General features: G+C 67.2%; 23 protein-coding genes and 1 pseudogene. 10 read left to right on the top strand and 14 right to left on the bottom strand.

The features are described 5' to 3' along the window. Nucleotides 1-83 precede the first annotated feature (83 nt). The gene (locus F0L46_RS24295; RefSeq protein ID WP_149822206.1) at nt 84-401 is read right to left on the bottom strand and encodes a hypothetical protein; all 318 of its coding nucleotides are present in this window, start codon (nt 399-401) and stop codon (nt 84-86) included. 364 nt (nt 402-765) lie between these two features. Here F0L46_RS24295 and F0L46_RS24290 point away from each other — a divergent pair, with 364 nt between their 5' ends. After that, entirely contained in the window at nt 766-1,398 is a 633-nt protein-coding gene (locus F0L46_RS24290) for an alanyl-tRNA editing protein (protein ID WP_240540139.1), read from the top strand. Nucleotides 1,399-1,451: 53 nt separating this feature from the next. On the opposite strand, the gene F0L46_RS24285 is transcribed toward F0L46_RS24290, so the two are convergent. From F0L46_RS24285 to F0L46_RS26390, 4 genes are all read right to left on the bottom strand, one after another. Further along, nucleotides 1,452-2,261 carry a class I SAM-dependent methyltransferase gene (locus F0L46_RS24285; RefSeq protein WP_149822205.1) on the bottom strand — a complete coding sequence of 270 codons (810 nt, stop codon included), beginning with the start codon at nt 2,259-2,261 and terminating at the stop codon, nt 1,452-1,454. Between the two features lie 192 nt (nt 2,262-2,453). Then, a complete protein-coding gene (locus F0L46_RS24280) occupies nt 2,454-2,900 on the bottom strand; it encodes a hypothetical protein (RefSeq protein ID WP_149822204.1) in 447 nt (148 codons plus the stop codon). Between the two features lie 43 nt (nt 2,901-2,943). Further along, nucleotides 2,944-3,291 (bottom strand): S24 family peptidase, encoded by a 348-nt coding sequence (locus tag F0L46_RS24275; RefSeq protein WP_149822203.1) that lies wholly within the window; start codon nt 3,289-3,291, stop codon nt 2,944-2,946. A 3-nt stretch (nt 3,292-3,294) separates the two neighbouring features. Next, entirely contained in the window at nt 3,295-3,453 is a 159-nt protein-coding gene (locus F0L46_RS26390; protein WP_188312128.1) for a hypothetical protein, read from the bottom strand. Nucleotides 3,454-3,505: 52 nt separating this feature from the next. Here F0L46_RS26390 and F0L46_RS27125 point away from each other — a divergent pair, with 52 nt between their 5' ends. The 3 genes from F0L46_RS27125 (at nt 3,506) to F0L46_RS24265 (ending at nt 5,062) form a co-directional block, all read left to right on the top strand. Beyond that, nucleotides 3,506-3,631, top strand: a complete 126-nt coding sequence (locus F0L46_RS27125; RefSeq protein WP_276315623.1) for a hypothetical protein — start codon at nt 3,506-3,508, stop codon at nt 3,629-3,631. A 183-nt stretch (nt 3,632-3,814) separates the two neighbouring features. Next, nucleotides 3,815-4,048 (top strand): hypothetical protein, encoded by a 234-nt coding sequence (locus tag F0L46_RS24270; RefSeq protein WP_149822202.1) that lies wholly within the window; start codon nt 3,815-3,817, stop codon nt 4,046-4,048. A gap of 519 nt (nt 4,049-4,567) precedes the next feature. Continuing rightward, nucleotides 4,568-5,062 carry a Ros/MucR family transcriptional regulator gene (locus tag F0L46_RS24265; RefSeq protein ID WP_149822201.1) on the top strand — a complete coding sequence of 165 codons (495 nt, stop codon included), beginning with the start codon at nt 4,568-4,570 and terminating at the stop codon, nt 5,060-5,062. Nucleotides 5,063-5,257: 195 nt separating this feature from the next. On the opposite strand, the gene F0L46_RS24260 is transcribed toward F0L46_RS24265, so the two are convergent. The 3 genes from F0L46_RS24260 to F0L46_RS24255 form a co-directional block, all read right to left on the bottom strand. After that, entirely contained in the window at nt 5,258-5,443 is a 186-nt protein-coding gene (locus F0L46_RS24260; protein ID WP_149822200.1) for a hypothetical protein, read from the bottom strand. Nucleotides 5,444-5,712: 269 nt separating this feature from the next. Next, nucleotides 5,713-5,877: a hypothetical protein gene (locus tag F0L46_RS26385; RefSeq protein ID WP_188312127.1), complete on the bottom strand. Its 165-nt coding sequence runs from the start codon at nt 5,875-5,877 to the stop codon at nt 5,713-5,715. A gap of 146 nt (nt 5,878-6,023) precedes the next feature. After that, entirely contained in the window at nt 6,024-6,218 is a 195-nt protein-coding gene (locus F0L46_RS24255) for a hypothetical protein (RefSeq protein WP_149822199.1), read from the bottom strand. A 202-nt stretch (nt 6,219-6,420) separates the two neighbouring features. Here F0L46_RS24255 and F0L46_RS24250 point away from each other — a divergent pair. Continuing rightward, a pseudogene (locus F0L46_RS24250) lies at nt 6,421-7,191 on the top strand (IS5 family transposase). 68 nt (nt 7,192-7,259) lie between these two features. Here F0L46_RS24250 and F0L46_RS24245 read toward each other — a convergent pair. Both F0L46_RS24245 and F0L46_RS24230 read right to left on the bottom strand, forming a co-directional pair. After that, a complete protein-coding gene (locus tag F0L46_RS24245) occupies nt 7,260-8,567 on the bottom strand; it encodes an NRAMP family divalent metal transporter (RefSeq protein WP_149822198.1) in 1,308 nt (435 codons plus the stop codon). 943 nt (nt 8,568-9,510) lie between these two features. Continuing rightward, nucleotides 9,511-11,394, bottom strand: coding sequence for a TRAP transporter large permease (locus tag F0L46_RS24230; RefSeq protein ID WP_149822196.1), 1,884 nt, complete (start codon nt 11,392-11,394; stop codon nt 9,511-9,513). Nucleotides 11,395-12,184: 790 nt separating this feature from the next. Here F0L46_RS24230 and F0L46_RS24225 point away from each other — a divergent pair. Together F0L46_RS24225 and mcrC are read left to right on the top strand one after the other, a co-directional pair. Next, the gene (locus tag F0L46_RS24225; protein WP_240540138.1) at nt 12,185-13,096 is read left to right on the top strand and encodes an AAA family ATPase; all 912 of its coding nucleotides are present in this window, start codon (nt 12,185-12,187) and stop codon (nt 13,094-13,096) included. Further along, nucleotides 13,093-14,196, top strand: coding sequence for a 5-methylcytosine-specific restriction endonuclease system specificity protein McrC (gene mcrC, locus F0L46_RS24220; protein WP_149822194.1), 1,104 nt, complete (start codon nt 13,093-13,095; stop codon nt 14,194-14,196). The genes F0L46_RS24225 and mcrC overlap by 4 nt, the downstream gene beginning before the upstream one ends. Nucleotides 14,197-14,497: 301 nt before the next feature. On the opposite strand, the gene F0L46_RS24215 is transcribed toward mcrC, so the two are convergent. Further along, entirely contained in the window at nt 14,498-15,553 is a 1,056-nt protein-coding gene (locus F0L46_RS24215; protein WP_188312126.1) for a glycoside hydrolase family 16 protein, read from the bottom strand. A gap of 609 nt (nt 15,554-16,162) precedes the next feature. Here F0L46_RS24215 and F0L46_RS24210 point away from each other — a divergent pair. Beyond that, nucleotides 16,163-22,363: a HAMP domain-containing protein gene (locus F0L46_RS24210; protein WP_240540140.1), complete on the top strand. Its 6,201-nt coding sequence runs from the start codon at nt 16,163-16,165 to the stop codon at nt 22,361-22,363. Beyond that, the gene (locus F0L46_RS24205) at nt 22,363-24,492 is read left to right on the top strand and encodes a response regulator (protein WP_149822191.1); all 2,130 of its coding nucleotides are present in this window, start codon (nt 22,363-22,365) and stop codon (nt 24,490-24,492) included. The genes F0L46_RS24210 and F0L46_RS24205 overlap by 1 nt, the downstream gene beginning before the upstream one ends. A 20-nt stretch (nt 24,493-24,512) precedes the next feature. On the opposite strand, the gene F0L46_RS24200 is transcribed toward F0L46_RS24205, so the two are convergent. From F0L46_RS24200 to F0L46_RS26380, 3 genes are read right to left on the bottom strand one after another with little or no spacing between them, the layout of a single operon-like run. After that, a complete protein-coding gene (locus F0L46_RS24200) occupies nt 24,513-24,776 on the bottom strand; it encodes a DUF5985 family protein (protein WP_149822190.1) in 264 nt (87 codons plus the stop codon). A 49-nt stretch (nt 24,777-24,825) separates the two neighbouring features. Next, complete coding sequence (locus F0L46_RS24195; RefSeq protein WP_149822189.1) at nt 24,826-25,095, bottom strand: DUF5985 family protein; 270 nt, start codon at nt 25,093-25,095, stop codon at nt 24,826-24,828. Next, nucleotides 25,092-25,463: a hypothetical protein gene (locus tag F0L46_RS26380; protein ID WP_188312125.1), complete on the bottom strand. Its 372-nt coding sequence runs from the start codon at nt 25,461-25,463 to the stop codon at nt 25,092-25,094. The genes F0L46_RS24195 and F0L46_RS26380 overlap by 4 nt, the downstream gene beginning before the upstream one ends. A 338-nt stretch (nt 25,464-25,801) precedes the next feature. On the opposite strand from F0L46_RS26380, the gene ilvC reads away from it, so the two are divergent. Continuing rightward, nucleotides 25,802-26,821, top strand: a complete 1,020-nt coding sequence (gene ilvC, locus F0L46_RS24190) for a ketol-acid reductoisomerase (protein WP_149822188.1) — start codon at nt 25,802-25,804, stop codon at nt 26,819-26,821. The last annotated feature ends 176 nt before the right edge of the window (nt 26,822-26,997 follow it).

The following is a 26,997-nucleotide window of genomic DNA, read 5'->3' as shown; positions in this document are numbered from 1 at the left end:
CAGGAAGGGGACTGGCGGGGCTCAGGGCCTGATACGCAACGCGGCCTCAGGTGCCAAGATGGCGGAACACGGTGAACACAAGGTTACGCGCCCGTGCCGAGAGGCACGGCGAGAGCCGCAGCTGTCACCTTCGCCGCGAGCTCCTGGAGGTGATCGTCTTGCCCCTCCCCATCGACATACGAGACGTACAGCTCGGCCCGCAGCACGTCGAAGATGGCGGCTTGCAGAACGGCACTCGTCTCCCCGGGCGTGGGGTTTGGCGTACCGTCCTTGGCGCCGCCATGCGGGCGAGGGAGGAAGGCGCCCGGCTCCCCCGTCAGGATCTCGGCGGCCTTGTCGATCGCGTCCATGACGCTGCCTGCGGCCTTGTAGGCGTCCCCGCCGATGAGCGCCGAGGCCATAGCCTGCCGGCAGGCGCGACGGGCTTCCCCGAGGGATCGCAGCAGAGCGCAGGCTTCTATCTCGGTGAACAGGCGACGACTCCGGCGGGTACCACGGTGGCGCATGGCGAGAACGTAGCAAGAACATAAGGGTCTTGTAAGAGCGTCCGAGGGTGGTTGGTGGTTCACTTGATCTGGTGTGAGTGCGTCCGGTTTAGTTTGGGTGCCAGCACAGCAGTGTGGGCATGCTCAAAAGTGACTGCCTACAAAGGTCGCCGCACGACCTCTGGTTTGGTATGCCTTGCGGATGGCTTGCCCTTTCTATCTCGATCACCCGACCGTCCTAGAGCTTGAGGTCGACACGCTTGACACACGTCCGGGGGCGGTGCTCATCGAGCGCTCGCCCTTCTTTTCAGGTGGTGGCGGGCAGCTTGCCGACCGTGGTCACATCCGCTGGTCTGGTGTGGGCGCACCCATCAAGGAGCTGGTGCGCGACGAGCGGGGTCTCTGGCATGTGTTCGAAGGCGAGGCCGCGCCAGAGGGGCGCGTGAGGTTGGAGGTCGATCCAACGTTCAGGGCACTCATGTGCGAGCTGCACACGCTGGCCCATGTCGTCAACGCCCTCGTCTATCAGCGCTTCGGCGGCGCGCTCCTGACCGGAGCCCAGCTTGGCGCCGATGGCACGTTCCGCGTGGATGTGGATCTACCAGGCGCCGACAGCGACGCTCTACGCGCCCTCGAGGGGCCGCTTAACGACGTGATCCGCGCCGACCTGCCCGTATCTTCGACCTTCATGCCCTATTGCGAGGCCCAGGCGGTCCCTGGCCTTTTTCGCAGCAAGGCGGTCGCGCCCCCGACCGGCCCTGACGGTCTCGTGCGCATCGTCGAGATCGCCGGCCTCGACCGGCAGGCCTGCGGCGGCACGCATCTCGCCTCAACCGGGCAGGCGCGGCCGGCCCGCATCGTCAGGATCGACAACAAGGGCCGTCAGAACCGCCGGATCAAGGTCTCGGTCTGAGCACGCCGCCACATCATTCGCCGAAGCGCCATACCGAACCTGCCGGGACAGCCTTACCTAATGGCCGTGAATACAAGCGCTTGGATGCGACCGTCGATCGGACCGGAGCCGAAGCGCTTCGCAAGGGCATCGCCCGCCCGCTGGGTTGCGGCTTCCAAGCCGGAAGGATCGCGCGCCTCGATCTCGTTGCGCAACGGTGTGCCCTGGCAGAAGGCCACGGCTGGCCCACGCGGAGAGGGCGCGCGGCTTCTCGCCTCCACCACCTCGACTGACACATCCACGAACCCGGCTGCACGCAACTCCGCGCTGATCTGCACCTTATCGTGGTAGCCGTGCGGCGTGCGGGCCAGAAAGCGCGGCGGGTCGTCCGGGAACACCTCGGCGAGCGCGCGCGTGACCACATCCGCAATCTCGTTGACCTCGAGGGCGTCCCACACGCTCAGGAATAAGCGCCCGCCGGGCTTGAGGACGCGGTAAGCCTCCCGGTAAGCCTGACCCTTGTCGGGGAAAAACATCGCTCCGAACTGACAAGCTACGGCCTCGAAGCGCTGATCCTCGAAGGGCAGCACCATGGCGTCGGCTTGGCTCCATTCGATCCGTGGATCCTGGAGCCGCCGGGCTGCCTGCTCGAGCATCGGTGGGTTCAGGTCGGTGGCGACGACGTGCGCGTTCGGGGGCAGGCGAGAGGCCAGAGCCCGGGTAAGGGCACCCGTACCGGCCGCGATCTCCAGCACCTCTCGCGGCTGCCTCGCCGCCACGCGCTCGGCCAGGTCGGCTGCGTAGGGCTCGAAGATGAGCGGCACCAAGAGCCGGTCATAAATCTCCGGGATCGAGCCTGCGAACTCCTTGTCGGTCGCGACCATTGGGCGGCTCCGCAATAGGCACGCAACAGCGTAGCACAGGTCTGAGCATGAGGCACCATGCGTCGATAGAATGCGCCCAGCTCGCGTCGGACTATGAGAAGGCCGTCCGCTGGAGCGCTATTATCGAAACGCTATGCCAAGAAGGCTCAGTACCAGACTGCGACTGCGCTCTCGTGCAGTACGGGCGCGCGATTAGACCGTCCGCAGGCGCGCTTCATCACCCGCCGTAGCGAACACCCTGACGACACGGCCCACCAGCTTTTCAGACAGGCGCTCGGGCATGAACGAGCCCTCGCTCGTCACCATTTGGCGGCCGGCCGCGCGCCACTCGGCGAGCTCCGCCAGCGATCGCGGCCGGTTGAACGGCGCCACAGCCCACGGGATCGAGCCGTCAGATCGAGGCGAGCGGCGAAGAAGATAGGTCTCCACAACCTCCCGGCGCCCGCTCGACCACTCGATGACGAACAGCTCCCCGACCGCCGGCACCCGATCGCAAGTGTCGATGACGGCGAACTCTCCGGGTCGAAGGTGGGGCCAAGAGGCCCCACAGGTGATGAGGTGCAGCGCGTGACCGGGCGGAAGGCTGTCCATGAGCGGCAGGGCGCGCAGGTCGGGCATACTGGCGGCGATCTCGTCCAAGGGAGTGCGCATAAAGGCTCCTACGGTGCGAAGGGTGTGCAGCTCAGACCCGGAGGCTGCCCGGCAGGAGGGAGCAATCGAGGACGTTGGCTTTGAGAGCAGCCTTCCCCGCTACCTGCCGCCGGAACTCCGCGAGGGACACTTCCTGCCGGCCATAGGCCGGATTGTCGGACACCAGGGTCACCCCGCCGCGATGGTCAGCTTGCGCCCGGCACGGGACGAGCGCGCCGAACGGATCGGCGAGGACGTTGATGCCGGCGCCAGCATAGTCAGCGACCGGCGCGACGAGGAGGAAGTCGCCGCGGCGGACGGTGGGCTCCATGGTGTCGGCGAGCACGGGAACAGCCTGGAGCGCATAGGGCCGCGAGGAGGGGGCGAAGGGAATCAGCATAGATCAGGCGCTTTCACGGTCGGAGGAAGGGGCGGGCGGCGGGTCCTGGTCCAGGCTGTCCAGGCTGTCCAAGGGGGCGATGATGGCCTGCACCCGGCGCTTGGTGGCGTCCCGGAGAGCGTGAGCCGCACGGGGTTCCGGGAAGGTGATGACGTCAGCCATGAGTCAGACCTTCCGGCGCTGGTGGCGAGCAAGGTGCGCCAGATCGCGGACGATGAAGGTCATCAGCTCGACCGCCCCGTGGTGGTCGCAGGCCGAGGCGCAGGAGCTGGGCAAGAGCGCCGCCAAGGACACCGACGAGATGTACAAGGGAGCCTCGGCAGCAGCCGGCACGCTCTAGCGATACACGCACCTTCAGACGCTGCTCGGTCAGGTTGAGACCGGGAAGCCCGCCCCGGCCAAGATCCGCATCGCCTCGTGGGCGAACGCCGCGGACGTCGACCCCGGAACCCTGAAGAAGCTCGGGCTGGATCCGAATACCCCTAGCACGGCCGAGGCCATCACGGCGATCGTCAACCAGGCGGTGGTCGGGCAGATTGGGGCCGGCGGCTTCCCGGCCAACAACTTCTCGGACGCGGATCGACAGTTCCTGATCGAAACCGTGCCGGCGCTCGCCAACTCCCCGGGCGGCAACGGCATGATCCTGGAGGCCATGAAGCGCACGGAAACCCTCAAGGTCGAGAATGCGAAGGCCTATCGCCACTGGCGGAGCAACGCACCCAAGGGCTCCAGCTTCTACGACTTCGAGAACGAGTAGGCGCAGGGCCTCGCGAGCCGCGACCTGTTCGGCGACCTGGCTGCTAAGGCTGGCGGCGGCAGGAGCGGCGCCGCCACCTCCGACCTCCCGCTGGTTCACATCCCCGAGGTGGCCAGGCGCCTTGCCCCGGGCACGCGATTCCGCACCCTGGACGGACCGGAGCTTGTTTGATGAGCGGCGCAGATCCGCGGGTTCGCTGCCGCTGCCCGGGCTCAGATCGCTACAGGCACGGGCCCGGGACCAGCGACGCCGTCGCCTTCAGCCCGGCAATAGGAGGATGCGGTACAAGGGCCCATGCTCTGGCGCCTCGTGCTCCTCTACGCCGGCTCGGCCGCAATCCTCGCCTACTCCCTGGTGCATATGCCCCGGTGATCGAGAGTGAGCAGTATGCGACTCACATGGGCCGAGGTTAGTCGTCGCTATTAATTGTGGAAAATTCCCAAAATAAAAATCCACGGTCTTGAATGATCGAATTCGTGCGCCACCATCCGTTTGGTCCTTTTACAGGAAGTACCTTTCATGCAAGCCCAAGATAATGACCAGATCGATTACGTCGCCCTCACAGCGGATGTCGTCGCCGCGTATGTAACCCACAACCGAGTCTCCTCGAGCGAGATCCCGGACCTTATTGCAGCTGTTCACCGGAGCCTGAACAGCCCCAACACACCCGCTGAGCCCGAGCCCGCGAAGCTCGAACCGCGCATGCCGATTAAGAAGACGATCACGGCGGATTTCCTGATCAGCCTGGAGGACGGCAAGCAGTACCGCTCCCTCAAGCGCCATCTTACGACAATGGGGCTCACGCCTGAGGCGTACCGCACCAAGTGGGGGCTACCGCACGACTACCGTATGGTAGCGCCGAACTACTCCAAACAGCGCTTCGAGCTCGCCAAGTCGCTAGGCCTTGGTCAGATGCGCCGCAGGGAAGCGGCTGCAGGGGCCACGAACGAAACCACGGCGGCAGAGCCAAAGGCGAAGCGGGGTCGGCCGAAGAAGACCGAGCCAGCAGCCTGACGAACAAACAGTCTGCACTGGGCGTCTCCCATTTGGGAGATGTCATAAGGCAGTGCTGACCTTAAGTCAGCACCAGGCACCGCAGCCCGGCGGCTAGTTCTCGAACTTCGGCCCTCCCATCCGGGAGGGCCTTTTTCGATGGATCAGCGGGCGCGTTGTAGCGCGCCGTGTAGCCGCCTCGTCCTCCCAACCTCGTCAGTGGCTGACGGCACCAACCAACAGAGGAATGAGGATCAGCCCCGCCCCGACGGCGGCGCCAATCAGATCCAGCGTGTTCGTGCCAAGCGCCGACCCCACGAACGACGTGCCCGTCGATGCTCCGGTTCGCGGCTCCTCGGTGCGGCGGTGGGGCGGTTCGGGCGTATGGTCGATCTGAGCCATGACTTGTCCCTCCAAAGCGGTGGCCCGGCATCGGCCTTTTCAGGGCCGTCTGCCACAGCCTACGTTACCCATCGGGGAAATCAGTCAGACCAGGACAAGTTTCGTCCTTCCCGAAAGGTGAGGCTCAGGCTAGGGCCGCTGGCCGGCCGCATCGCCCAAGAGCTCTAGGGTGCTCGGGATCGAGCGCTCGCAGCTCGGACGAGGGCCACCTAGCCACGCATGTGGAGCTCGAGGTGCGAGGGCGTTGCGGCTTGGCTGCGCTCGATTTTTCAGCCCTGCACCCTGTCGCTCCAGCGACGGCTCAGGCGCTGGCGTTTTTCCGCTAGGGAGCGGTTCTGTTCCTCATGATGCTGCATCAGCAGGGCACTGCAGCCCAGCAGGACGGCCCCGCACACGATGATGACGACGAACGAGAAGAAGATGAACGTGTCCATGGCCCGAGCTTGCCGCCCATGCCCTAACGTCACTTTGCTCCGATCGTCGAGAAACCCGGCTTTCTCCTCAAATTCTCAGCAGTGAGCCCGAAGCTAAAATGGTGTGGCCGCCATGCTCGCTGGTGCGCCGTGTTACCAGCATTCACTCACCTCGAGTCCTGGCGGCGTCGCGTCCCCTGGGCATCGAGATTGGCCGCGAGCTTATCAAGCTGGTCCGCGTAGGCGATCTTGCGCCGCCGGTGGTGCCGCAGGCGCTCTCCCTCGGCTAATGTCCTGACCTCCTCGGCTTTGGCACGATAGCGCTCAGCCTTCGCCTGCAGCTCCACCACATCGTCGTTCATTCAACCGACCCCAATCGCAATGGCTCGCCCTAGCCGAGCGACGGTCGATTCGCTGCATCACAAGTTAGTGCATCGAAGCTCGCGAAAAGAGCGTCCACCTCGGCTTCCTTGGGAAGGGGGGATGGAGGATGGGTCCTAGGGCCTATCGTCGCTTGAACCGGTTTCCGGCGCTCGCGTTTGTTCCCTTTTCGGTGGGGGATGCATGCTGAGCGACGGGCAATGGGCCATGCTGGAGCCGCTGGTGGAGACCTGCAGGCCCAAGGGGAAGACGCCCCCTGGTGATCTGCGCCGCACGATGTCAGCCATCTTCGGGCGTCACCAGAACGGGGCCAGGTGGCGCGCCATCCCTGAAGGGCTCGGGCCGTGGTGGCGCGCCGCGCAGATCTTCATCCGCTGGGCTCGTGCGGGCGTCTGGGAGCGGTTGCTGAGCCTCGTTCAGGAGCGTGGGGTCGAGCTGGGCATGGTGTTTCTCGACGGCACCAGCGTGCGCGCGCACCACAGGGCGGCCGGGGCTGCTCGAAAGGGGGATCTCAAGCCGAGCTGAGAGGATCGTGAAGCGCTTGGCCGCTCTCGTGGTGGGTATGGGACCAAGGCTTGCGTGATCGCAGACGGAGCAGGCCACGCCATTGCATTCCACATCGCGCCAGGTCAGGCGCATGAGCTGCCCCACGCCATTCCGCTTCTGGCTCGCCTGCCGGGCGTGCCCCAGTGGGTGGTTGCTGACCGCGGGTACACCAGTCAAGGCTTCCGCGAACACATCTGGAGCATGGGGGCACGGCCCGCGATCCCGCCACAGCGCCATGAGGCACCCGTGGCCTGCCCAGACTGGATCTACAACAACCGCAACCGCGTCGAGCGCCTCTGGGCGAGGCTGAAGGAGTGGCAGGCCGTCGCAACCCGCTCCGAGAAGACCGCCCGATCCTTCATGGGCGTCCTCTCCCTCGCCGCAACCATCGACCGCCTCAAGCGATGACAGGCCCTAGATGGGTCCGAGGGCGTTCGGGGTTGAGTGGTTAGGTCATCGGCTCTTACGGAGGTCGGTTAAAGCACAACTATGGCCATCGCGACGACCGCGACCGCCATCACTGCAGTGGCAGCCCAGCCGAGCGCTTTGAGCCAGCCAGTGACGACGAACGGCCCCATCACTTTCTGCGAAGCCGAAAGCCACATCATCACGGCCATTACCGGGACCGCCACCACCCCGTTGATCACTGCGCTCCAGTACAGGGCCTCGATTGGGTCGAGTGCGGTTAGGTTCAGGCCCATGCCGATCAGCGTGGCTAAAACGATTGTCCCGTAGAACGCCTGCGGCTCCGTGGGCTGACGTGATAGGCCGATCGGCCACTTGCGGGCTTCTCCGATGGCGTAGGCCGCCGACCCTGCCAGAACCGGCACAGCCATGAGCCCAGTGCCCACGATCCCCACTGCAAAAATCGCTTCCGCCAGCGCGCCAGCGACCGGTTTGAGTGCTTGAGCGGCCTGCGCGGAGGTCTCGATCGTGGTAACGCCGCTGGCGTGCAGCGTCGCGGCGCAAGTCAAGATAATGGCCACCGCGATCAGGTTCGAGACCGCCATCCCAACCACCGTGTCGAGCGCGATCCGCTCCAGCGCCCGCTCCCCCTGCTCAGGGGCACGCTTGAGGATGCGTCGGCGGGGCATCGTCCGTACGTCCTCGGCCTCTTGTGCCGCCTGCCAGAAAAACAGGTAGGGGCTGATCGTAGTGCCCAGGATCGCGACGAAGGTTGTGATCTGGTCTTTGTCGAAGCCCAGGTGCGGAATGACAAGGCCAGTGAGCGCCTTCCTCCAGGATACCTTTGCCATGAATAGGGTCGCCACGTAGGCGAGCAGGACGAGGGCAAGCCACTTCAGGACTGAGACGTAGCGCGTGTACTGCAGGAAGATCTGCATCGCCATGCAGATCACTGCGTAGGCAATGACATAGAGCACCTGCGGTCCGCCGATCACTAAGCGCGTTGCGTCCGCCATGGCGCCGAGATCCGCGCCGATGTTGATGATGTTAGCCGTCAGGACCAGCAGAACGATGCTGTGGAGGAGCCATCCGGGATAGTGCTGGCGCAGGATGCCGGCGAGCCCCCGCCCGGTGGTGCGACCGATACGGGCGCTGACCATCTGGGTTGCCGTCATCAGGGGGAATGTGAAGAGCATCGACCAGGCGAGCGCGTAGCCCAGCTGGGCACCAGCCTGGCTGTATGTGCCAATACCGCTTGGATCGTCGTCGGACGCACCAGCGATGAAGCCAGGCCCGAGAACCTTGAGCAGGCGTGGCTTGCTGGGTTCGACGACGGGACTAGGCGGCTCGGGTCGAGGCTCTTGATGTGCGTCGTCCATCGCTTGGCTCCAGCCGAGGGCTGGCAAGCCCGTCGTAAAACAAAGGTCGAATCATGCTCCGGTTCCAAGGAGGGGGCGGGTGAGAGAGACTTCGGACACGCTGCATAGACCCAAAACGTAGCTGAAACGGGTCGGCCGCTCCGCTTGAGACGGGAACTGACACCTTTAGCTCCCGTTGATCTCACACCGCACACGGAGGCTCGATTCGAGATGAGGAACTTCGTCATTGCTTGTGTCGCCCTGCTGTCCCTTGCTGGTTTCGCTGGGTCGGCTGAGGCTGGTTGTGTTACGGGAGCGATCGTCGGCGGCATCGCCGGCCATGTGGTCGGCCACGGCGGGATCGGGGCTGCCGCCGGATGCGCTCTCGGGCACCAGCGCGCTAAGAGGAACGATGCGAGCAGCACTGGGAGCGCTAACCGGAGCAGCGACGATGTTGGATCGAATGTCTCGGGCAAACGCTGAGCCCTAAGCTCAGGGTGAGGATCGGAGTGATACGGAGCGCTTCGCGCTCCTGAAAATCTGGACTATTAGCCGGATTTCGATCGCATTATAGCTCGTTTGAGAATGGCTATGGGTGGCCGATGCGGCGGAGCAGGAGCGCACCTATGCTGACGTGGATCATGGCCTCGGACACGTCGCAGCGCCGCTCGTAGTCGCGGACTAGGCGGCGCCACCGCCCATCCAGCCGAACGTGCGCTTCATTGTTACCTCCCGTTCGAGCTTCGACCTGGTTGCTAAGCGCGCCAGGCCCCAGTGCGCCACGGCGTCGATAGCTGGGCGCCGCTGGGAAGCCATCTCAAGCGACGCTCGCCAGTGTGATGCTCGAGAGCGCCGCACTTAAAAGTCTCCCGTTCACTTCTGATGCACGCTGCTAAGTTTCTGTTCAGGCTTTCGGCGTCGCTCGATTGGTATACTGACCCGAACGTAACCGCGGAGCGCCTCATCAAAGAAAGCCGGTTGAGATCCACGGGATGGCTGCCACGAGGAGAAGGCCGACCAAGAGCGCCAGCAGGTAACCCCATATCGGACGCATCCCCTCGTTTGGGTGCACCCGGGCGATGGCGCAGGCTGCGTAGTAGCCCACGCCGAACGGCGGGGCGAACAACCCCATCCCCATCGCGAGAATGACGACCATCGCGTAGTGGACCTCGTGGACCCCGAGTTGGCGAGCAATGGGGAAGAGGAGAGGGCCGAACAGCACGATAGCCGGGATGCCCTCGAGTACCGAGCCGAGAACGATGAACGCTAGGACCGAGACGGCGATGAAGGCCGTTCCCCCACCGGGGAGCCCGGCCATGAGCTGCGCGAGGTCGCGCGAGAACCCCGACTGGGTCAAAGCCCACGCCATCCCGGTCGCCGTTCCAATGATGAGGAGGATGGCCCCGGAGAGCGCGGCCGTGTCCACGAGCATGGGGCCAACGCGACTCCAGTCGAAGCGACGGTAGATCAGGAGCCCTGCCACGACCGAGTAGGCAATGCCAATCGTCGAAACCTCTGTGGCGGTTGCGACGCCCTCCATCACCGCCGCACGTATCAGGAACGGCAGCGCGATCGCGGGGAGCGCTATGACGAAGGCGCGCCCAATGTCTAGCGCGCTGGCGCGCTTGACGTGGCTGAGGTCCTCGTGGCGGTAGCGTCGCCAGACCACTAGGCAGAGCGTTGCAGCGAGGACGAGTCCGGGTAGCAGGCCGCCGGTGAACAGGGCCGCGATCGAGACGCCGGTCACCGAACCGATCGTGATCAGCACGATCGAAGGCGGGATCGTCTCCGTTTGTGCGCCCGTGGCCGAAAGGAGCGCCACGAGGTCACCGGGCTTGGCACCGCGCTCGCGCATCTCGGGGAACAGCACCGGCGCCACGGCGGCCATGTCGGCGGCCTTGGATCCCGAGATGCCCGAGACAAGGTACATGGCCCCGACCAGGACGTAAGACAGGCCGCCGCGCACGTGGCCTAGCAGCGACGCGAGGAAGCGCACCATTGCGCGCGCCATACCCGTCATCTCGATCAGGACACCCAGGAAGATGAAGAGTGGTACGGCGAGCAGGATGAGGTGGCTCATGCCTTCGTCCATGCGCCCGACCAGGACCATCATCGGGGTGCTCGTGGTCAACGCGAGATAGGCGTAGGTGGCGAGGCCGAAAGCGAACGCAATCGGCACGCCGGCGAAGACCGCTGCGGCGACTAAGCCGACGAAAAAGACGACCAGGTTCCAGTTCCCGAAGCCACGGAGCACCGGCTGCGCCGCGTAGAGCGTGACGCCGATGGCGAGCAGCGCCGCGAGCGAGCCGATGATGGCGCGCCCGTCCGCCTCGCGCGCGAGGCGCAATACGCTCACGAGCGCCATGAGGCCGATCCCGACCGGGAGAGCCGCCGCGCGCCAGGCGTTAGAGATGCCGAGCGCTGGCGTTGTGATGAAGGCCTCCTCCTCTGCATATTCCAGGGCCGGGCCGATCACGAGCACCAGGAAGGCGAAGGCGGCCCCTAACGCCAGCACCTCGAGGAAGGCCTGCACCCGGGGCGGGCTTATGCCGACGAGCGCCGTCATCCTCATGTGCTCGCCTCGCCTGAACGCCACCACAGCCCCGAGCATCGCGAGCCAGAGAAACAGGATCGACGCGAGCTCGTCGGACCAGACGAGAGGCATGTTCAGGACAGCGCGGGCGACGATCCCGGCGAACAGGATCCCGATCTCCGCGAGAACCAGGACGGCAGCGGCCGTTTCGACGAGCAGCTTCAGCACCGCTTCGGCGGCCTTCGCCCGGGCCGCCCACGGCGACACAGGGGCGTCGTCGAGCGCGCCGCGGGAGACAATACCAGAATGGCTCATGGCGTGAGCCTCCCAATCTCCACCCCACGATTCGGCCATGACGCGCGCGCGGGCCCCGAAAACACATGGCGTGCGAGTTCCCGGATGCGGGGTAACGAACGTCTCGCACCGGGCTTTAGGTTTGAAACGCTCATCTCACGTCTACTCCGGCGATCGCCCGCGAATGCGAGGGTCGGTTCGAACTCAGCCCGAGTTGGGCCTAAGGGGGCACCTAGGGGCAGCATGCATCTTTGAATCAAGATGTCAGGGCCTACGCAACGGGCCAAAGGTCCCCTTCAAACTTGTTCACAGGTTGATAGCTGATCATTGTTGAGGAAGCGATCGTCAATGTGGATGCGGTGACTGCAATCATGTTAAACGGCTGCACTAATGTTGCAAGTGCGGCTGTACAAGGCGAATTGAACGCACAAAAGACAAAATTCCCGCTGTAGAATATGCCATAGAACCTGAACGGTTGCCAAACTGGACGCCTCAGCGTGACGCAGAGCGTCACGTAGGCGATTCGTATAACACAACTCGTCGGGCCCACACGCGCAAAGGGCGCGCTACTGACCGCTCGTTAAGTTGGTCCAATCCCGGACGTCGGACCGGATGACGTGAGAGGTTTCGGGTTAGGCTCACTCCGCTGAGGAAAGCGCGGTGGCTCATTGCGTTCGCCTTCGATGGTGCGGACCAGGATCATGGCTGGTGGCTCAATCGACCCTACTGGCGAGAGCGGTACGGAGCACCGCTTCCGGGCGGGGCCGCCCTGCCGCAGGCGGACGATATGGATGTCGAGCAGGCGCACGAAGTGACTGAGGCGACGGCCCCGTCCTACACCCTCGCCGACATCGTCGCCGACGGCTGCTTCGTGCCGCAACCCGACCTCGCCGCCATGCTGGAGCGCCTGGGGACGAAGAAGAACCTCGTCCTCCAGGGGCCACCCGGCACGGGCAAGACCTGGCTGGCCAAGCGGCTCGCCTACGCCCTCATCGGCGATCCGCCCGAGCGGGCGCGCGAGCGGGTGCGGGTGGTGCAGTTCCATCCCTCCTATGCCTATGAGGACTTCGTGCGCGGCTACCGGCCCAAGGGCCGGGAGGGGCTCGATCTCGTCGACGGCATCCTCCTCGAGGCGGTGCAGGCTGCCACGGCGGAGGGCGACCGGCCCTTCGTGCTCGTCATCGAGGAGATCAACCGGGGCAACCCGGCGCAGATCTTCGGCGAGACCCTGACGCTCCTGGAGCACGACAAGCGCGAGCGTTCCGAGGCGATCGAGCTCGCCTATCGCCGGTTCGACGGCGAGCGGGTCTACCTGCCGCCGAACCTGTACGTGATCGGCACCATGAACCTCGCCGACCGCTCGCTCGCCCTCGTGGACCTCGCGCTGCGCCGCCGCTTCGCCTTCGTGACATTGACGCCTCGCTTCGATGCCGCGTGGCGGGCCTGGTGCGCACGCGAGGGGCGGCTCCCCGAGGCGTTCCTGGATCGCGTCGCCACCCGCATCGCGGCGCTCAATGCCGAGATCGCGGATGCGCCATCGCTCGGCGAGCCCTTCGCCATCGGCCACAGCTACCTGACGCCCGGCCGCGGGCGGGCCGTGGCCGACCCGGAAGCCTGGTTCCAGGCCATCGTCGCGACGGAGATCGCGCCGCTTCTTGAGGAGTATTGGTACGAGGATCCGGCGACCGCCCGCGCCAAGGCCGAGGCCTTGGTGCGGCCGTGAGCGGGCCCGACGAGCCGCTCTCCCGGATCCCGATCCGCAACATCTGGTTTCTCCTCGTCTACGCGCACGGCCTCATGGCCGTGCGTGGCCGGTTCGACGCGGCTGTCGACGACGTGCCGGACGACGCGCCGCTCGCCGCCCTCCTGGCGCGCCTCCTCGCCACCGCCGTAGAGCGCCGCATCCGGAGGAGCCTGACCCGGGGCTACGTGCGCCGCGAGGCGGTGCTGGCGCGGGTGCGCGGACGGATCGACGTCATGCGCACGGAGAGCCGACGCCTTCTCGATTTGGGCCGCGTCGCGTGCCGCTTCGACGAGATGACGGCCGACACGCCTCGCAACCGCTACATCCGCGCGGCCCTCGTGCATGTCGCGGGGGCGGCCGGCGTGCCGGCAGAGCTCGGCGCCCGCTGCCTCGGCCTCTCCCGCGAGATGGAGCGCACCGGCGTCGCCCTCGTGCGCGCCACGGCGCGCTCTCTCGCGGCCGAGCAAATCGGCCGCAACGACGCCGACGACCGGCTCATGCTCGAGGCGGCGCGCCTTGCTCTCGAGCTCACCCTTCCGGCCGAGGATGCCGGCCCACGTGCCGTGGGCCGGGCCGAACGCTGCGAGGTCTTTCTGCGGCGCCTGTTCGAGAGTGCCGTTGGCGGCTTCTACCGCGCCCACCTCCCCAGGGCCGAGGGGTGGCGCGTCGCGACAGGCGGGCCGCTCGACTGGGATCCCCGTGAGGCGACCCCGGGGCTTGCCGTGCTCCTACCCGGCATGAGGACCGACATCGTGATCGATCGCGGGGACCGCCGGCTCGTCATCGACACGAAGTTCACGACGATCGTGCACACGAGCCGCTTTGGGCGCGAGATCCTGAAGTCGGGGCATCTCTACCAACTCTATGCCTATCTGCGCTCTCAGGAGGGTCGGGGATCGGCGCTCGATGATCGCGCGTCCGGTCTGCTCCTCTACCCGTCCGTCGGCGCGCCTATCGACGAGAGCGTGATCTTGCAGGGCCATCGGTTGCGCTTCGCGACGGTGGATCTGACAGCGTCTTCCACGGATATCGCGTCGAAACTCCTCGACCTGGCGAGCAGCAAAAACGAACGCACATGAGGCGTGACCCCGAGAAGACGAGGTCCTGACTTCGATCATTGAATGAACCGAACCAACGCGGAATCGAGGGCCATTCCCACCGGCTCGCAACGGCGTTGCCTGCCCCGCGACGGGATAAGGGACCATTTGTAGCCCCCTGGTACGGGGGCTAGCCGCGGCACGTACCCTACTCGCTCAAAGCAGATCGAAGCCGGATGTGCTCTGGCATAGGAGTGCCTCCTGTCAGTGCCGGACCGAGCAGATCCGGCGCGGCGTCCCGACGGGAGAGGGGCGAGCCGGCCGCGCGCCTTTGGCGGGGCGTTCAGGCCGGGTGCGGGCCGGTGGAGTTGTAGAACTTGCCGCCGGGGGGCTGGAGCACGCGGATCCAGTCGCAGCGCATCAGGTGGGGCAGGCCGTCGACATTGGCGCCGGCCCACTTGCCCCCGCAGGACAGCGAATGGACGAGGTGGTGCATCGTGTCGACGGTGTCGGTGTCGTAGGCCGCCACCGAGGTCTCCGGGGCGCCCGCGGGCTGCCCGTCGACATATTTCGTCACCCGTCCCGGTTCCCAGAGCGCGCCGAGGCGCACCCAGCGCCCGCCGATGCCGGGCTCCGTCCAGATGCCCCGCCCGCCCTTGCCGTCGATCACGGTGAGATGGCTGCGGTCGTTCACGATCTCGGACGCGTCGATCTCGGGCGGCCACTTGCCGTTCTGCGCGAGCGTCCAGAGGGGAGCCGCGAAATAGCCCTTGTCCACGAGGCCGGGCGGGAACCAGGCCAGGCATTCCATGTAGCCGAACTGGAAATAGAAGCTCCAGCGGGTGGTAAGCGAGCCCGAGACCCAGCGGAAGGGCTCTCCCGTCGCCGGGTTCGGCGGCATGACCCGCGCGAGCTCGGGGGGCGGCGCCTCGAGCGTTGTCGTCAGCACGCTGTCCTCCACCTTGAAGGGGGAGTAGCCGATCCGCGTCAGCGCGGGATGGCGGGGATTGAGGAAGGCGGGCTTCGGCTCGTCGCCATAGGCCGGGTAGGCGAGGGAGGCGTTCGGCCATTTGCCGTGCGGCGACCAGCGGCCCTCGCCGTATTTGTAGCCGCCGATCTCCTTGGGCACCGGGCCGGGCCAGACGAGCTTGATGTCGGGATAGCCCCGGTCGTTGTTGGCAGGGGTGATGAGGGAGTCGTCCGCGCCGGGGCAGGTGCGCAGGGACAGGGCGTCGAAATCCTCCCGGAAGATCTCCTTCCAGCCGGCCGCGAAGGCGGGCGGCGGCGGCAGGGCCCGCGACGCCGGCCGGGGCTCGGCCGGGAGGGCTCTGGCGAGCGCCCCGAGGGGGAGGGGGGCGGCCGCCATGTTGGCGGCGAGGAGCAGGAGGCGTCGGCGCATCACATCGGTCATGGGACGTCCATGGCACGAAACCTCGGCATTGTCAGGGCCGCGGGTCGAGGCAACCTTCGCCGATTGCCGGTTGCGCCTCGTTCACTGCGCCCGCGTCATGCCCCAGCGTCACCCTGACTTGGCCCTTGCAATCGCCGGGCCGCCGGTCACAACTGGACGTCGGGACCAATGCGATGAGTAGATCTCCGATCAACGGAGACGCAAGGGGGGCGATGAACCAGGACGGGTGGCGCCACATGCCGCTTGCCGCCGCGGGCGCCCGCCCTGGGCGCGGGACACCGCGTGGACGGCCGACGGGCGGGGATGCGGCAGTGCATCCGGTTCGGGGCCGGCTCCTTGCCCAGGGTGCGATCGCACGCCCTCTTGCCGTAATTGCCGTCTCGCTTACTTGTTTCGGCCACACCGTCGTGGCCTGTGCCCGAACTCCCGCCTCCTCGCCGAATCTCTGACCCGCATCGCCGGAGCCCATCCATGCAGCCGAGCCTCGAAGCCGCCGTTGCCGTCGCCGGATCGTCCGACATCATCGCCGTGAAGGACCCGCAGCCGGTGCAGGGGGCCGATCTCGACCTGAACGCGCTGCTCAACGCGCTCCAGGCCATGCGGGCGGGCAACTTCTCTGTGCGGCTGCCGGGGAACCAGACGGGGCTCGCCGGCAAGGTGGCCGACACCTTCAACGACATCGTGGCCGCCAACCAGCGGATGGCGCAGCAGCTGGAGCATGTGGGCCAGGTGGTGGGCCGCGACGGCAAGACCCGTACCCGCGTGCGCTTCGGCCTTTCGACGGGCGCCTGGGCCGACATGGAGGCGTCGGTCAACACGTTGATCGACGACCTGCTCTGGCCGACGACGGCGGTGACCCGCACCATCACGGCGGTGGCGAAGGGGGACCTCCTTCAGACCATGCCGCTCGACGTGGATGGGCGCCCGCTCAAGGGCGAGTTCCTGCGCTCCGCCACGATCGTCAACACCATGATCAAGCAGCTCTCGGTGTTCACCTCCGAGGTGACCCGCGTGGCCCGCGAGGTGGGCACCGACGGCAAGCTCGGTGGCCAGGCGCAGGTCCGCGAGGTGACGGGCGTTTGGAAGGACCTCACCGAGTCGGTGAACTCCATGGCGTCCAACCTCACGGCGCAGGTCCGCAACATCGCCGAGGTGACGATCGCGGTCGCGAACGGCGACTTGTCGAAGAAGATCACCGTGGACGTGCGCGGCGAGATCCTGCAGCTGAAGGAGGCCATCAACACGATGGTGGACCAGCTGCGCTCGTTCGCCTCCGAGGTGACCCGCGTGGCGCGCGAGGTGGGCACCGAGGGCAAGCTCGGCGGCCAAGCCCTCGTGCCGGGCGTCGCGGGCACCTGGAAAGACCTCACCGATTCCGTGAACGCCATGTGCGGCAACCTCACGGCGCAGGTGCGCAACATCGCGCAGGTGACCACCGCGGTGGCCCGCGGCGACCTCTCGCGCAAGATCACGGTCGACGTCTCGGGCGAGATCCTGGAGCTGAAGGAAACCATCAACACGATGGTGGACCAGCTGAACTCCTTCGCCTCCGAGGTGACCCGCGTGGCCCGCGAGGTGGGCAACGAGGGCAAGCTCGGCGGACAGGCCCGCGTGGAAGGCGTCGGCGGCACCTGGAAGGACCTCACCGACAACGTGAACACCATGGCGGCGAACCTGACGGGTCAGGTGCGCAACATCGCCGAGGTGACCACCGCGGTGGCGAACGGCGACCTCTCCAAGAAGATCACCGTGAACGTGTCGGGTGAAATTCTCGAGCTGAAGGAGACCATCAACACGATGGTGGACCAGCTCAACGCGTTCGCCTCCGAGGTGACCCGCGTGGCCCGCGAGGTGGGCACGGAAGGGCGTCTGGGCGGCCAGGCCAACGTGCTCGGCGTCGGCGGCGTGTGGAAGGATCTCACCGACAACGTCAACCTCATGGCCTCGAACCTGACGGGCCAGGTGCGCAACATCGCCGAGGTGACGACCGCGGTGGCGAACGGCGACCTCTCCAAGAAGATCACGGTGGACGTGAAGGGTGAGATCCTGGAGCTGAAATCCACCATCAACACGATGGTGGACCAGCTCAACGCGTTCGCCTCCGAGGTGACCCGCGTGGCCCGCGAGGTGGGCACCGAAGGAAAGCTCGGTGGCCAGGCGCAGCTCAAGGGTGTCGCGGGCACGTGGAAGGATCTCACCGACTCGGTGAACTCCATGGCCTCGAACCTCACGGCGCAGGTCCGCAACATCGCGGAAGTGGCGACCGCCGTGGCGCAGGGCGACCTGTCGAAGAAGATCACCGTGAACGTCTCGGGCGAGATCCTGCAGCTCAAGGAAACCATCAACACGATGGTGGACCAGCTTCGCTCGTTCGCGGGCGAGGTGACCCGCGTGGCCCGCGAGGTGGGCACCGAAGGGCGCCTGGGCGGCCAGGCTCAGGTGCCTGGCGTGGCCGGCACCTGGAAGGACCTCACCGACTCGGTGAACTCCATGGCGGGCAACCTGACGGCGCAGGTCCGCAATATCGCGGAGGTCGCGACCGCCATCGCCAACGGCGACCTCTCGCGCAAGATCACCGTGGACGTGCGCGGCGAGATCCTTCAGCTGAAGGAGACGCTGAACACCATGGTGGACCAGCTCAACCGCTTCGCGGGCGAGGTGACCCGCGTGGCGCGCGAGGTGGGCACCGACGGGCGCCTGGGCGGCCAGGCGCAGGTGCCTGGTGTCGCCGGCACCTGGAAGGACCTCACCGAGAACGTCAACCTCATGGCAGCGAACCTGACCGCGCAGGTCCGCAACATCGCCGAGGTGACCACCGCCGTGGCCCGCGGCGACCTCTCGCGCAAGATCACCGTGGACGTGAAGGGCGAGATCCTGGAGCTCAAGAACACCATCAACACCATGGTGGACCAGCTCAACGCCTTTGCCGGCGAGGTGACGCGCGTGGCCCGCGAGGTGGGCACGGAAGGAAAGCTCGGCGGCCAGGCTCAGGTGCCCGGCGTCGCCGGAACCTGGAAGGACCTCACCGACAACGTGAACTCCATGGCGGGCAACCTCACCGCGCAGGTCCGCAACATCGCCGAGGTGGCCACCGCCATCGCGACGGGCGACCTGTCGCGCAAGATCACCGTGGACGTGCGCGGCGAGATCCTCCTCCTCAAGGAGACGCTGAACACGATGGTGGACCAGCTGCGCTCGTTCGCGGGCGAGGTGACCCGCGTGGCGCGCGAGGTCGGCACGGAAGGGCGTCTGGGCGGTCAGGCCGTGGTGCCGGGCGTCGCCGGCACCTGGAAGGACCTCACCGACAACGTGAACCTGCTCGCCGCGAACCTCACCACGCAGGTCCGCAACATCGCGGAGGTGACGACGGCCGTGGCGCGCGGCGACCTCTCGCGCAAGATCACCGTGGAGGTGCGCGGCGAGGTGCTGGAACTGAAGAACACCATCAACACGATGGTGGACCAGCTCAACTCCTTCGCCTCGGAGGTGACCCGTGTCGCCAAGGAGGTGGGCACCGAAGGCAAGCTCGGCGGGCAGGCGCAGGTGCCGGGCGTCGCGGGCACCTGGAAGGACCTCACCGACACCGTGAACGTCATGGCCGCCAACCTCACCGAGCAGGTGCGCGGCATCGTGAAGGTGGTGACGGCGGTCGCGAACGGCGACCTCAAGCAGAACCTCACGGTGGCCTCGAAGGGCGAGGTCGCGGCTCTGGCCGAGACCATCAACAACATGACCGGGACGCTCGCCACCTTCGCCGACCAGGTGACGACGGTGGCCCGCGAGGTGGGCGTCGAAGGGCGTCTCGGCGGCCAGGCCCACGTGCCGGGCGCGGCGGGCACCTGGAAGGACCTCACGGACAACGTGAACCTTCTGGCCGCCAACCTCACCACCCAGGTGCGCGCGATCGCGGAGGTCGCGACCGCCGTGACGAAGGGCGACCTGACCCGGTCGATCCAGGTCGACGCCCGCGGCGAGGTGGCGGAGCTGAAGGACAACATCAACACGATGATCGGCAACCTGCGGCTCACGACGGACCGCAACACCGAGCAGGACTGGCTCAAGACGAACCTCGCGCGCTTCACCAACATGCTCCAGGGCCAGCGCGAGCTCACCACCGTCGGCCGCATGCTGCTGTCCGAGCTAGCGCCCCTCGTCGACGCGCAGCACGGGGTGATCTACCAGGTCGAGACCGAGGCGGAGGCCCTGGCGCCGAGCCTCAAGCTCCTGTCGGCCTACGCGGACGGGCCGGTCAGCGGCCATCCCGAGCGCCTGCGTCTGGGCGAGGGCCTGATCGGCCAGTGCGCCCGCGACGCGCGCCGCCTCCTGATCCAGGACATCCCCGACGACGTGGTGCCCATCGGGTCGGGCCTGTTCCGGGCCAAGCCCCGCAACGCCATCGTGCTGCCGGTGCTCTTCGAGGGCCAGGTGAAGGCGGTGATCGAGCTCGCCTCGCTCGGCGCGTTCACGGATCTCCAGATGTCCTTCCTGGAGCAGCTCACGACCTCGATCGGCATCGTGCTCAACTCCATCGAAGCCACGATGCAGACCGAGGGCCTGCTCACGCAGTCGCAGCAGCTCGCCGCCGAGCTGCAGACGCAGCAGCGCGAGCTGCAGCAAACCAACGAGCAGCTGGAGCAGAAGGCGCAGCAGCTCGCCGAGCGCAACGTCGAGGTGGAGGCCAAGAACCAGGAGATCGAGCAGGCCCGCCGCGCGCTGGAGGAGAAGGCCACGGAGCTGGCGCTCACCTCCAAGTACAAGTCGGAGTTCCTGGCCAACATGAGCCACGAGCTGCGCACGCCGCTCAACTCGATCCTCATCCTCGGCCAGCAGCTCGGCGAGAACCCGGAGGGCAACCTCACGGGCAAGCAGGTGGAGTTCGCCCGCACCATCCACGGCGCCGGCACCGACCTCCTCAACCTCATCTCCGACATCCTCGACCTGTCGAAGATCGAGTCCGGCACCGTGTCGGTGGACGCGGAGGAGATCTTCTTCTCCAACCTCCTCGAGGCAATGGCCCGGCCGTTCCGCCACGAGGCGGAGAACCGGCGCCTCGCCTTCGATGTCACCACGGCGCCCAACCTCGACCGCTCGATCATCACGGACTCGAAGCGTCTCCAGCAGGTGCTCAAGAACCTGCTCTCCAACGCCTTCAAGTTCACCTCGCAGGGCGGCGTGAAGCTCACCGTCACCCCCGTCGAGAGCGGCTGGAGCCCGGATCACCCGGTGCTCAAGCACGCGCCGTCCGTGGTGGCCTTCGAGGTCAGCGACACGGGCATCGGTATCCCGCCCGAGAAGCAGAAGATCATCTTCGAGGCCTTCCAGCAGGCGGACGCTTCCACAAGCCGCAAATATGGCGGCACGGGCCTTGGCCTCGCGATCTCCCGCGAGCTCGCCAACCTCCTCGGCGGAGAGATCCATCTGCGCAGCCAGCCGGGCGTCGGCAGCACCTTCGTGCTGTACCTGCCGCTCACCTATGTCGGCACCACGGTCACCCCGCGCCCGCTCGTAGCCCAGGAGGCCCAGACGCAGCCCTTCCCGCTGCCGGCGACCGCGCTCGCGAACCTGCGCCTCTCCGAGATGCCGACCGAGCACGTCGCCGACGACCGCCACATGCTCCAGCCCGGCGACACCGTGTTGCTCATCGTGGAGGACGATCCCCACTATGCCCGCGTCATGGTGGATCTCGCCCGCGACCGGGGCTTCAAGGTTCTCGTCGCCATGCGCGGCGCCGAGGCCCTGGCGCTTGCCCGCGAGTACCGGCCGACCGCCGTGTCCCTCGACGTCTTCCTCCCCGATATGCTGGGCTGGACGGTGCTGAGCCAGCTCAAGCAGGACCCGGCGACCCGCCACATCCCGGTCCAGATCGTCACCCTTGACGAGGATCGCCAGCACGGGCTCGCCCGCGGCGCCTTCTCGTTCCTCAACAAGCCCACGACCATCGAGGGCTTGGAGGCGGCGCTGACCCGGATCCGGGAATACGCTCAGCCGCGGCGCAAGCGCCTGCTGCTGGTCGAGGACAACCCGGCCGAGCGCCTGGGCGTGGCGGAGCTGCTCGGCCACCACGACATCGACATCGTCACCGCCGAGACGGGATCGGAAGCTCTCGACTCGCTTCGCGCCGAGCCCACCGACTGCGTGGTGCTCGACCTCAAGCTGCCCGACATGTCGGGCTTCGAGGTGCTGGAGCGCATCCGCGACGACGCGGCCCTCGCGGACGTGCCCGTCGTGGTGTTCACGGGGCGCGAGCTCTCGCCCGACGAGGACGCGCAGCTCCACACCATGGCACGCTCCGTGGTGGTGAAGGGCGTCGAGAGCCCAGAGCGGCTCCTCGACGAGACGGCGCTCTTCCTGCACCGGGTGGTCTCCGACCTGCCTGCCGAGAAGCAGCGCATGCTGGAGCGCCTGCACTCCTCCGACGAGGATCTCGTCGGGCGCACGGTGCTGCTCGTCGACGACGACGCCCGCAACATCTTCGCCCTGTCGAGCGTCCTCGAGCGGCGCGGGATGAAGGTGCTCACCGCCACCACGGGCAGCGAGGCGATCTCGGTGCTCGAATCCGATCCCGAGGTGGCGATCGTGCTCATGGACATCATGATGCCCGGGATGGACGGCTACGAGACCATGCAGGTGATCCGGGCGAACCCCGCCTATCGCCGCCTGCCCATGATCGCGCTCACGGCCAAGGCCATGAAGGGCGACCGTGAGAAGTGCCTGGAGGCCGGAGCCTCCGACTACCTCGCCAAGCCCGTGAACACCGAGCAGCTGCTCTCCGCCCTGCGGATGTGGCTGCACCGCTGATGCCTGGATCCCACGTGACCCCTCCCGAACCCATCAACATCCTGCTGGTCGACGACCAGCCGGCGAAGCTCCTGAGCTACGAGGTCATCCTCGCGGAGCTGGGGGACAACCTGATCAAGGCGACGTCGGCCCGGGAGGCGCTGGAGCACCTCCTGAAGACCGAGATCGCCGTGATCCTCGTCGACGTATGCATGCCCGAGCTCGACGGCTTCGAGCTTGCGGCGATGATCCGGGAGCATCCGCGCTTCCAGCAGACGGCGATCATCTTCGTGTCGGCGATCCATCTCACCGACCTCGACCGCCTGCGCGGCTACGAGGCGGGCGCGGTGGACTACGTGCCGGTGCCGGTGGTGCCCGAGGTTCTGCGGGCGAAGGTGAAGGTCTTCGCCGAGCTCTACCGCAAGACCCGCGACCTGGAGCGGCTCAACGCGGAGCTCGAGACCCGGGTCGCCGAGCGCACCGCCGAGGTGGAGGCCTCCGCCGCGCGCCTTCGCGAGAGCGAGGAGCGCCGCACCGTGGCGCTCGCCGCGGGCCAGATGGGCTCGTGGGATTGGGACGTCGAGACGGGCGAGGTCACCTGGGACGAAGGGCAGTACCGGATTTTCGGCGTCACCCCGGAGGCCTTCCCGCTCACCTTCGCGAACGTGCGGGGCTACATCCACCCCGACGACCTCGCCCATGTCGAGCGTCTCGCCGCGGAGGCGGCCGCAGGCCAGCGCACGTTCCAGGTCGAGGTGCGCCTCCTGCGGCCGGACGGCGAGGTGCGCTGGTGCATCTGCGCCGGCGCCGTCACCCCGGGCGAGCGGGGCGGGGTGGCCCGCGTGAGCGGCGTCACCATCGACATCACGGAGCGCAAGCGCGCCGAGGAGGCGCTGCAGGGCGTCAACGAGGAGCTGGAGCGCCGCATTGAGGAGCGGACCCGCGAGCGTGAGCACGCCCTGGCGCAGCTCTTCGAGGCCCAGAAGCTCGACACGATCGGGCAGCTCACGGGCGGCGTGGCGCACGACTTCAACAACCTGCTGATGGCGGTGCTGGGCAGCCTCCAGCTCCTGCGCAAGCGCCTGCCCGAGGACCCGCGCGCGCTGCGGCTCCTCGACAACGCGGTTCAAGGCGCGGAGCGCGGCGCAGCCCTCACCCAGCGCCTGCTGGCTTTCGCGCGCCGCCAGGAGCTGAAGCCCGAATCGGTTGACGTGATCCGACTCGTGGGCAGCATGGAGGACCTGCTCAAGCGGGCGCTCGGCCCCACGGTGCGGATCGCCAAGAGCCTGCCGAGCGACCTCGCGCGGGTCCGGGCGGATTCAAACCAGCTGGAGCTTGCCCTGCTCAACCTCGCGGTCAACGCTCGCGACGCGATGCCGGTGGGCGGCGCGCTGTCGATCGCGGCCTCGAACGAGACCGTGCTCGCCGGCGACCCCGCCCGCGCCGGCGTCAAGCCCGGCGACTACGTGCGCGTCAGCGTGGCGGATAACGGCATGGGGATGGACGAGGCGACGCTCGCCAAGGCCACCGAGCCGTTCTTCACCACGAAGGGCCCGGGCAAGGGCACGGGCCTCGGCCTGTCCATGGTGCACGGCCTCGCGGCCCAGTCGGGCGGCATGCTGCGCGTGACGAGCCAGGTGGGCAAGGGCACCACGGTGGAGCTGTGGCTCCCGCAGGCCGCCGATCAGGGCGCGCAAGCCGCGACCGCCCGCAAGCGGCGGCCGGCCGCCCCGGCGGAGGCCGCGCAGGTCCTGCCGCACACGATCCTCGTCGTGGACGACGACCTCCTGGTGAGCACGGGCACCGCCGCCATGCTGGAGGATCTCGGCCATACGGTCATCGAGGCCCATTCGGCGGCCCAAGCGCTCGAAATCCTCGGCGCCGATCCGCGCGTCGAGATCGTGATCACAGACCACGCCATGCCCGGCATGACCGGCCTCCAGCTCGCCTGCCAGCTCGAGACGGACTATCCCGGCCTGCCGGTCATCCTCGCGACGGGATACGCCGAATGGCCGGAGGGCGAGGAGGCCGCGATCCAGGTGCCGCGGCTCGCCAAGCCCTTCAAGCAGGAGGAGCTGGCCGGCGCCATCGCGGCGGTCGCCGGCAAGGTGGGCATCGCCGACAACGTGATCCCGATCCGGGCCCGGTAGGCTGCGCGGGCGCCGTCGCCTTATCGCGACCGCGCCCGCAGGTTCTTCATCACGATCGCGCCGATGATGATCCCGAACGCCGCGAGCCGCAGCAGGTAGAACGGGGTCTGCTCCTCGCGCGGGACGGCGGAGACCGCCACGAGGGCCTGGTTCAAGGCCAGGAGCCAGAACGCCACCGCGAAGGCCGCGAACAGGCCCTCGCGCGTGCGGGTCCAGAAGCGCAGGAAGAAGAGCCCTGCGATCGCGTAGCCCATCGTGATGAGGCCCCAGACGAACTCGCTCATGACGCGGGGCTCCGGCGGGCGGGGGCGGGCGGTTGGCGCATGGATCCTCCTAGTCCGAGTCCCAGACGAAGCCGATCAGCAGCACCACGATCGCGCCGAGCGAGGCGAGGTGCCGAACCGCCAGCAGGTCCCACGAGGGCAGCAGCACAACGTCGGCGAACAAGAACAGGTTGTTGAGCGTGAGCAGCCCAAAGCATAGGGCCGTCCACAGGAGCAGGCGGGCGCGGCTCGCGAGGTAGCTGCGCGTCAGCAGCGCGGCGCAGACGGCGCTCGTGACGAAGCAGAGGAGATAGACGGAGGCCTGGAAGGTTGCGGTCACGGTCGATCCTTCCTCAGCCTGAACGCATCCGCCAGGGTGTGGAGCTTCTCGTTCGGGCCGGTCAGGATGAGGCGGCGCACGGCGGCGGGTTTCTCGTCATAGGCCCGCTCGGCGGCGTCGGCGAGCGCGCGCAGGTCGGCCGAGGCGGGAGCGAAGACGACCCGTGACTCGGCGTCCTGCGCCACGAGGCCCGCCGCCTGCAGCATCGCGACGCTCTGCAGCACCACGGGCTCGCTGCCGCGCATCTCCCGGACGAGGTCGGCCGTCGTCCAAGCCCCTCCGGCGCGCCGCTTCAGGAAGACGAGCAGCTCCAGCGCCCACACGGACTTGAACGAACCCTGGATAAAGTCCTGGAGTTCGATCTCCATTCGATCGGTGCCCTGAGCCCGTTCCTCGATGTCCCGCGCAGTCGTTCGCCGGGAGCACTAGGCGACATCGATCCCGGGCTCAAGCCTGGCAGCGCCCTGACGCGCGGGATCCCTGTGCGCGGCGCATGGCTTGAGGGCGTCTGGGCGGGACGGGCCTCGGATCGAGCCGGCCGGGGACGGATTGCGGACCTTTTAGCCTTCTGGCGACTTGCCAGCGGCTCCAGTCACGTTACAAGCGGCCCCGGATCGCTTCCAAAGTTGCGCCCAAGCCGCGGCCTGACGCAACATTCCGCCACCGGCCGGGGCGTGAGCCCTTCATCTTCGAGGACCAGAGGACCATGCGGGTCTATTACGATCGCGACGCCGACATCAACCTGATCAAGGGCAAGAAGGTCGTCGTCGTCGGCTACGGCAGCCAGGGCCATGCCCACGCCCTCAACATGCGCGATTCCGGCGTCCAGAACGTCGCCATTGCGCTGCGCAAGGGCTCGGCTAGCGCCCAGAAGGCCGAGAAGGAGGGCCTGAAGGTCATGGAGGTGGCCGAGGCCGCCCGGTGGGCCGACATCGTCATGATGCTCACCCCCGACGAGCTCCAGGCCGACATCTACCGCGAGAGCCTGCACGAGAACATGAAGCAGGGCGCCGCCCTCATGTTCGCGCACGGCCTCAACGTCCACTTCAACCTCATCGAGCCCCGCGCCGACCTCGACGTGCTCATGGTCGCCCCCAAGGGCCCCGGCCACACGGTGCGCTCCGAGTACCAGCGTGGCGGCGGCGTGCCCTGCCTCGTCGCGATCCACAAGGACGCCTCGGGCAACGCCCACGATCTCGGCCTGTCCTACGCCTCCGCCATCGGCGGCGGGCGCGCCGGCATCATCGAGACCTCCTTCAAGGAGGAGTGCGAGACCGACCTGTTCGGCGAGCAAGTGGTGCTCTGCGGCGGTCTCGTCGAGCTCATCAAGGCGGGTTTCGAGACGCTGGTCGAGGCCGGCTACTCCCCCGAGATGGCCTATTTCGAGTGCCTCCACGAGGTGAAGCTCATCGTCGACCTCATCTACGAGGGCGGCATTGCCACGATGAACTACTCGATCTCCAACACGGCCGAGTACGGCGAGTACGTCACGGGCCCGCGCATCATCACGTCCGACACCAAGGCCGAGATGAAGCGGGTGCTCACCGACATCCAGTCGGGCAAGTTCACCCGCGACTGGATGCTCGAGAACAAGGTCAACCAGACCTCGTTCAAGGCCACCCGCGCCAAGAACGCCGCCCACCCCATTGAGGAAGTCGGCGAGCGCCTTCGCGGCATGATGCCGTGGATCAAGGCCAAGGCCCTGGTCGACAAGAGCCGGAACTGAGGGGAAAGCTCCCCTCTCCCATGGGGAGAGGGGCCGGGGGTGAGGGGGTACCCCCTAAAACCAGGGATATCCCACCCCCCGATCCCATCCTTACCCTCGTCCTGAGGTGTCCGCCGCAGGCGGGCCTCGAAGCGCGCTCCAGGGATCTCCCTCCCGCTTACAAGCGTGGTGCGTGC

Source organism: Salinarimonas soli (genome assembly GCF_008386575.1).
Classification (GTDB): domain Bacteria; phylum Pseudomonadota; class Alphaproteobacteria; order Rhizobiales; family Beijerinckiaceae; genus Salinarimonas_A; species Salinarimonas_A soli.
The sequence above is the reverse complement of the archived record's forward strand: the minus strand, read 5'-3'. Positions and strand labels throughout refer to the sequence as shown.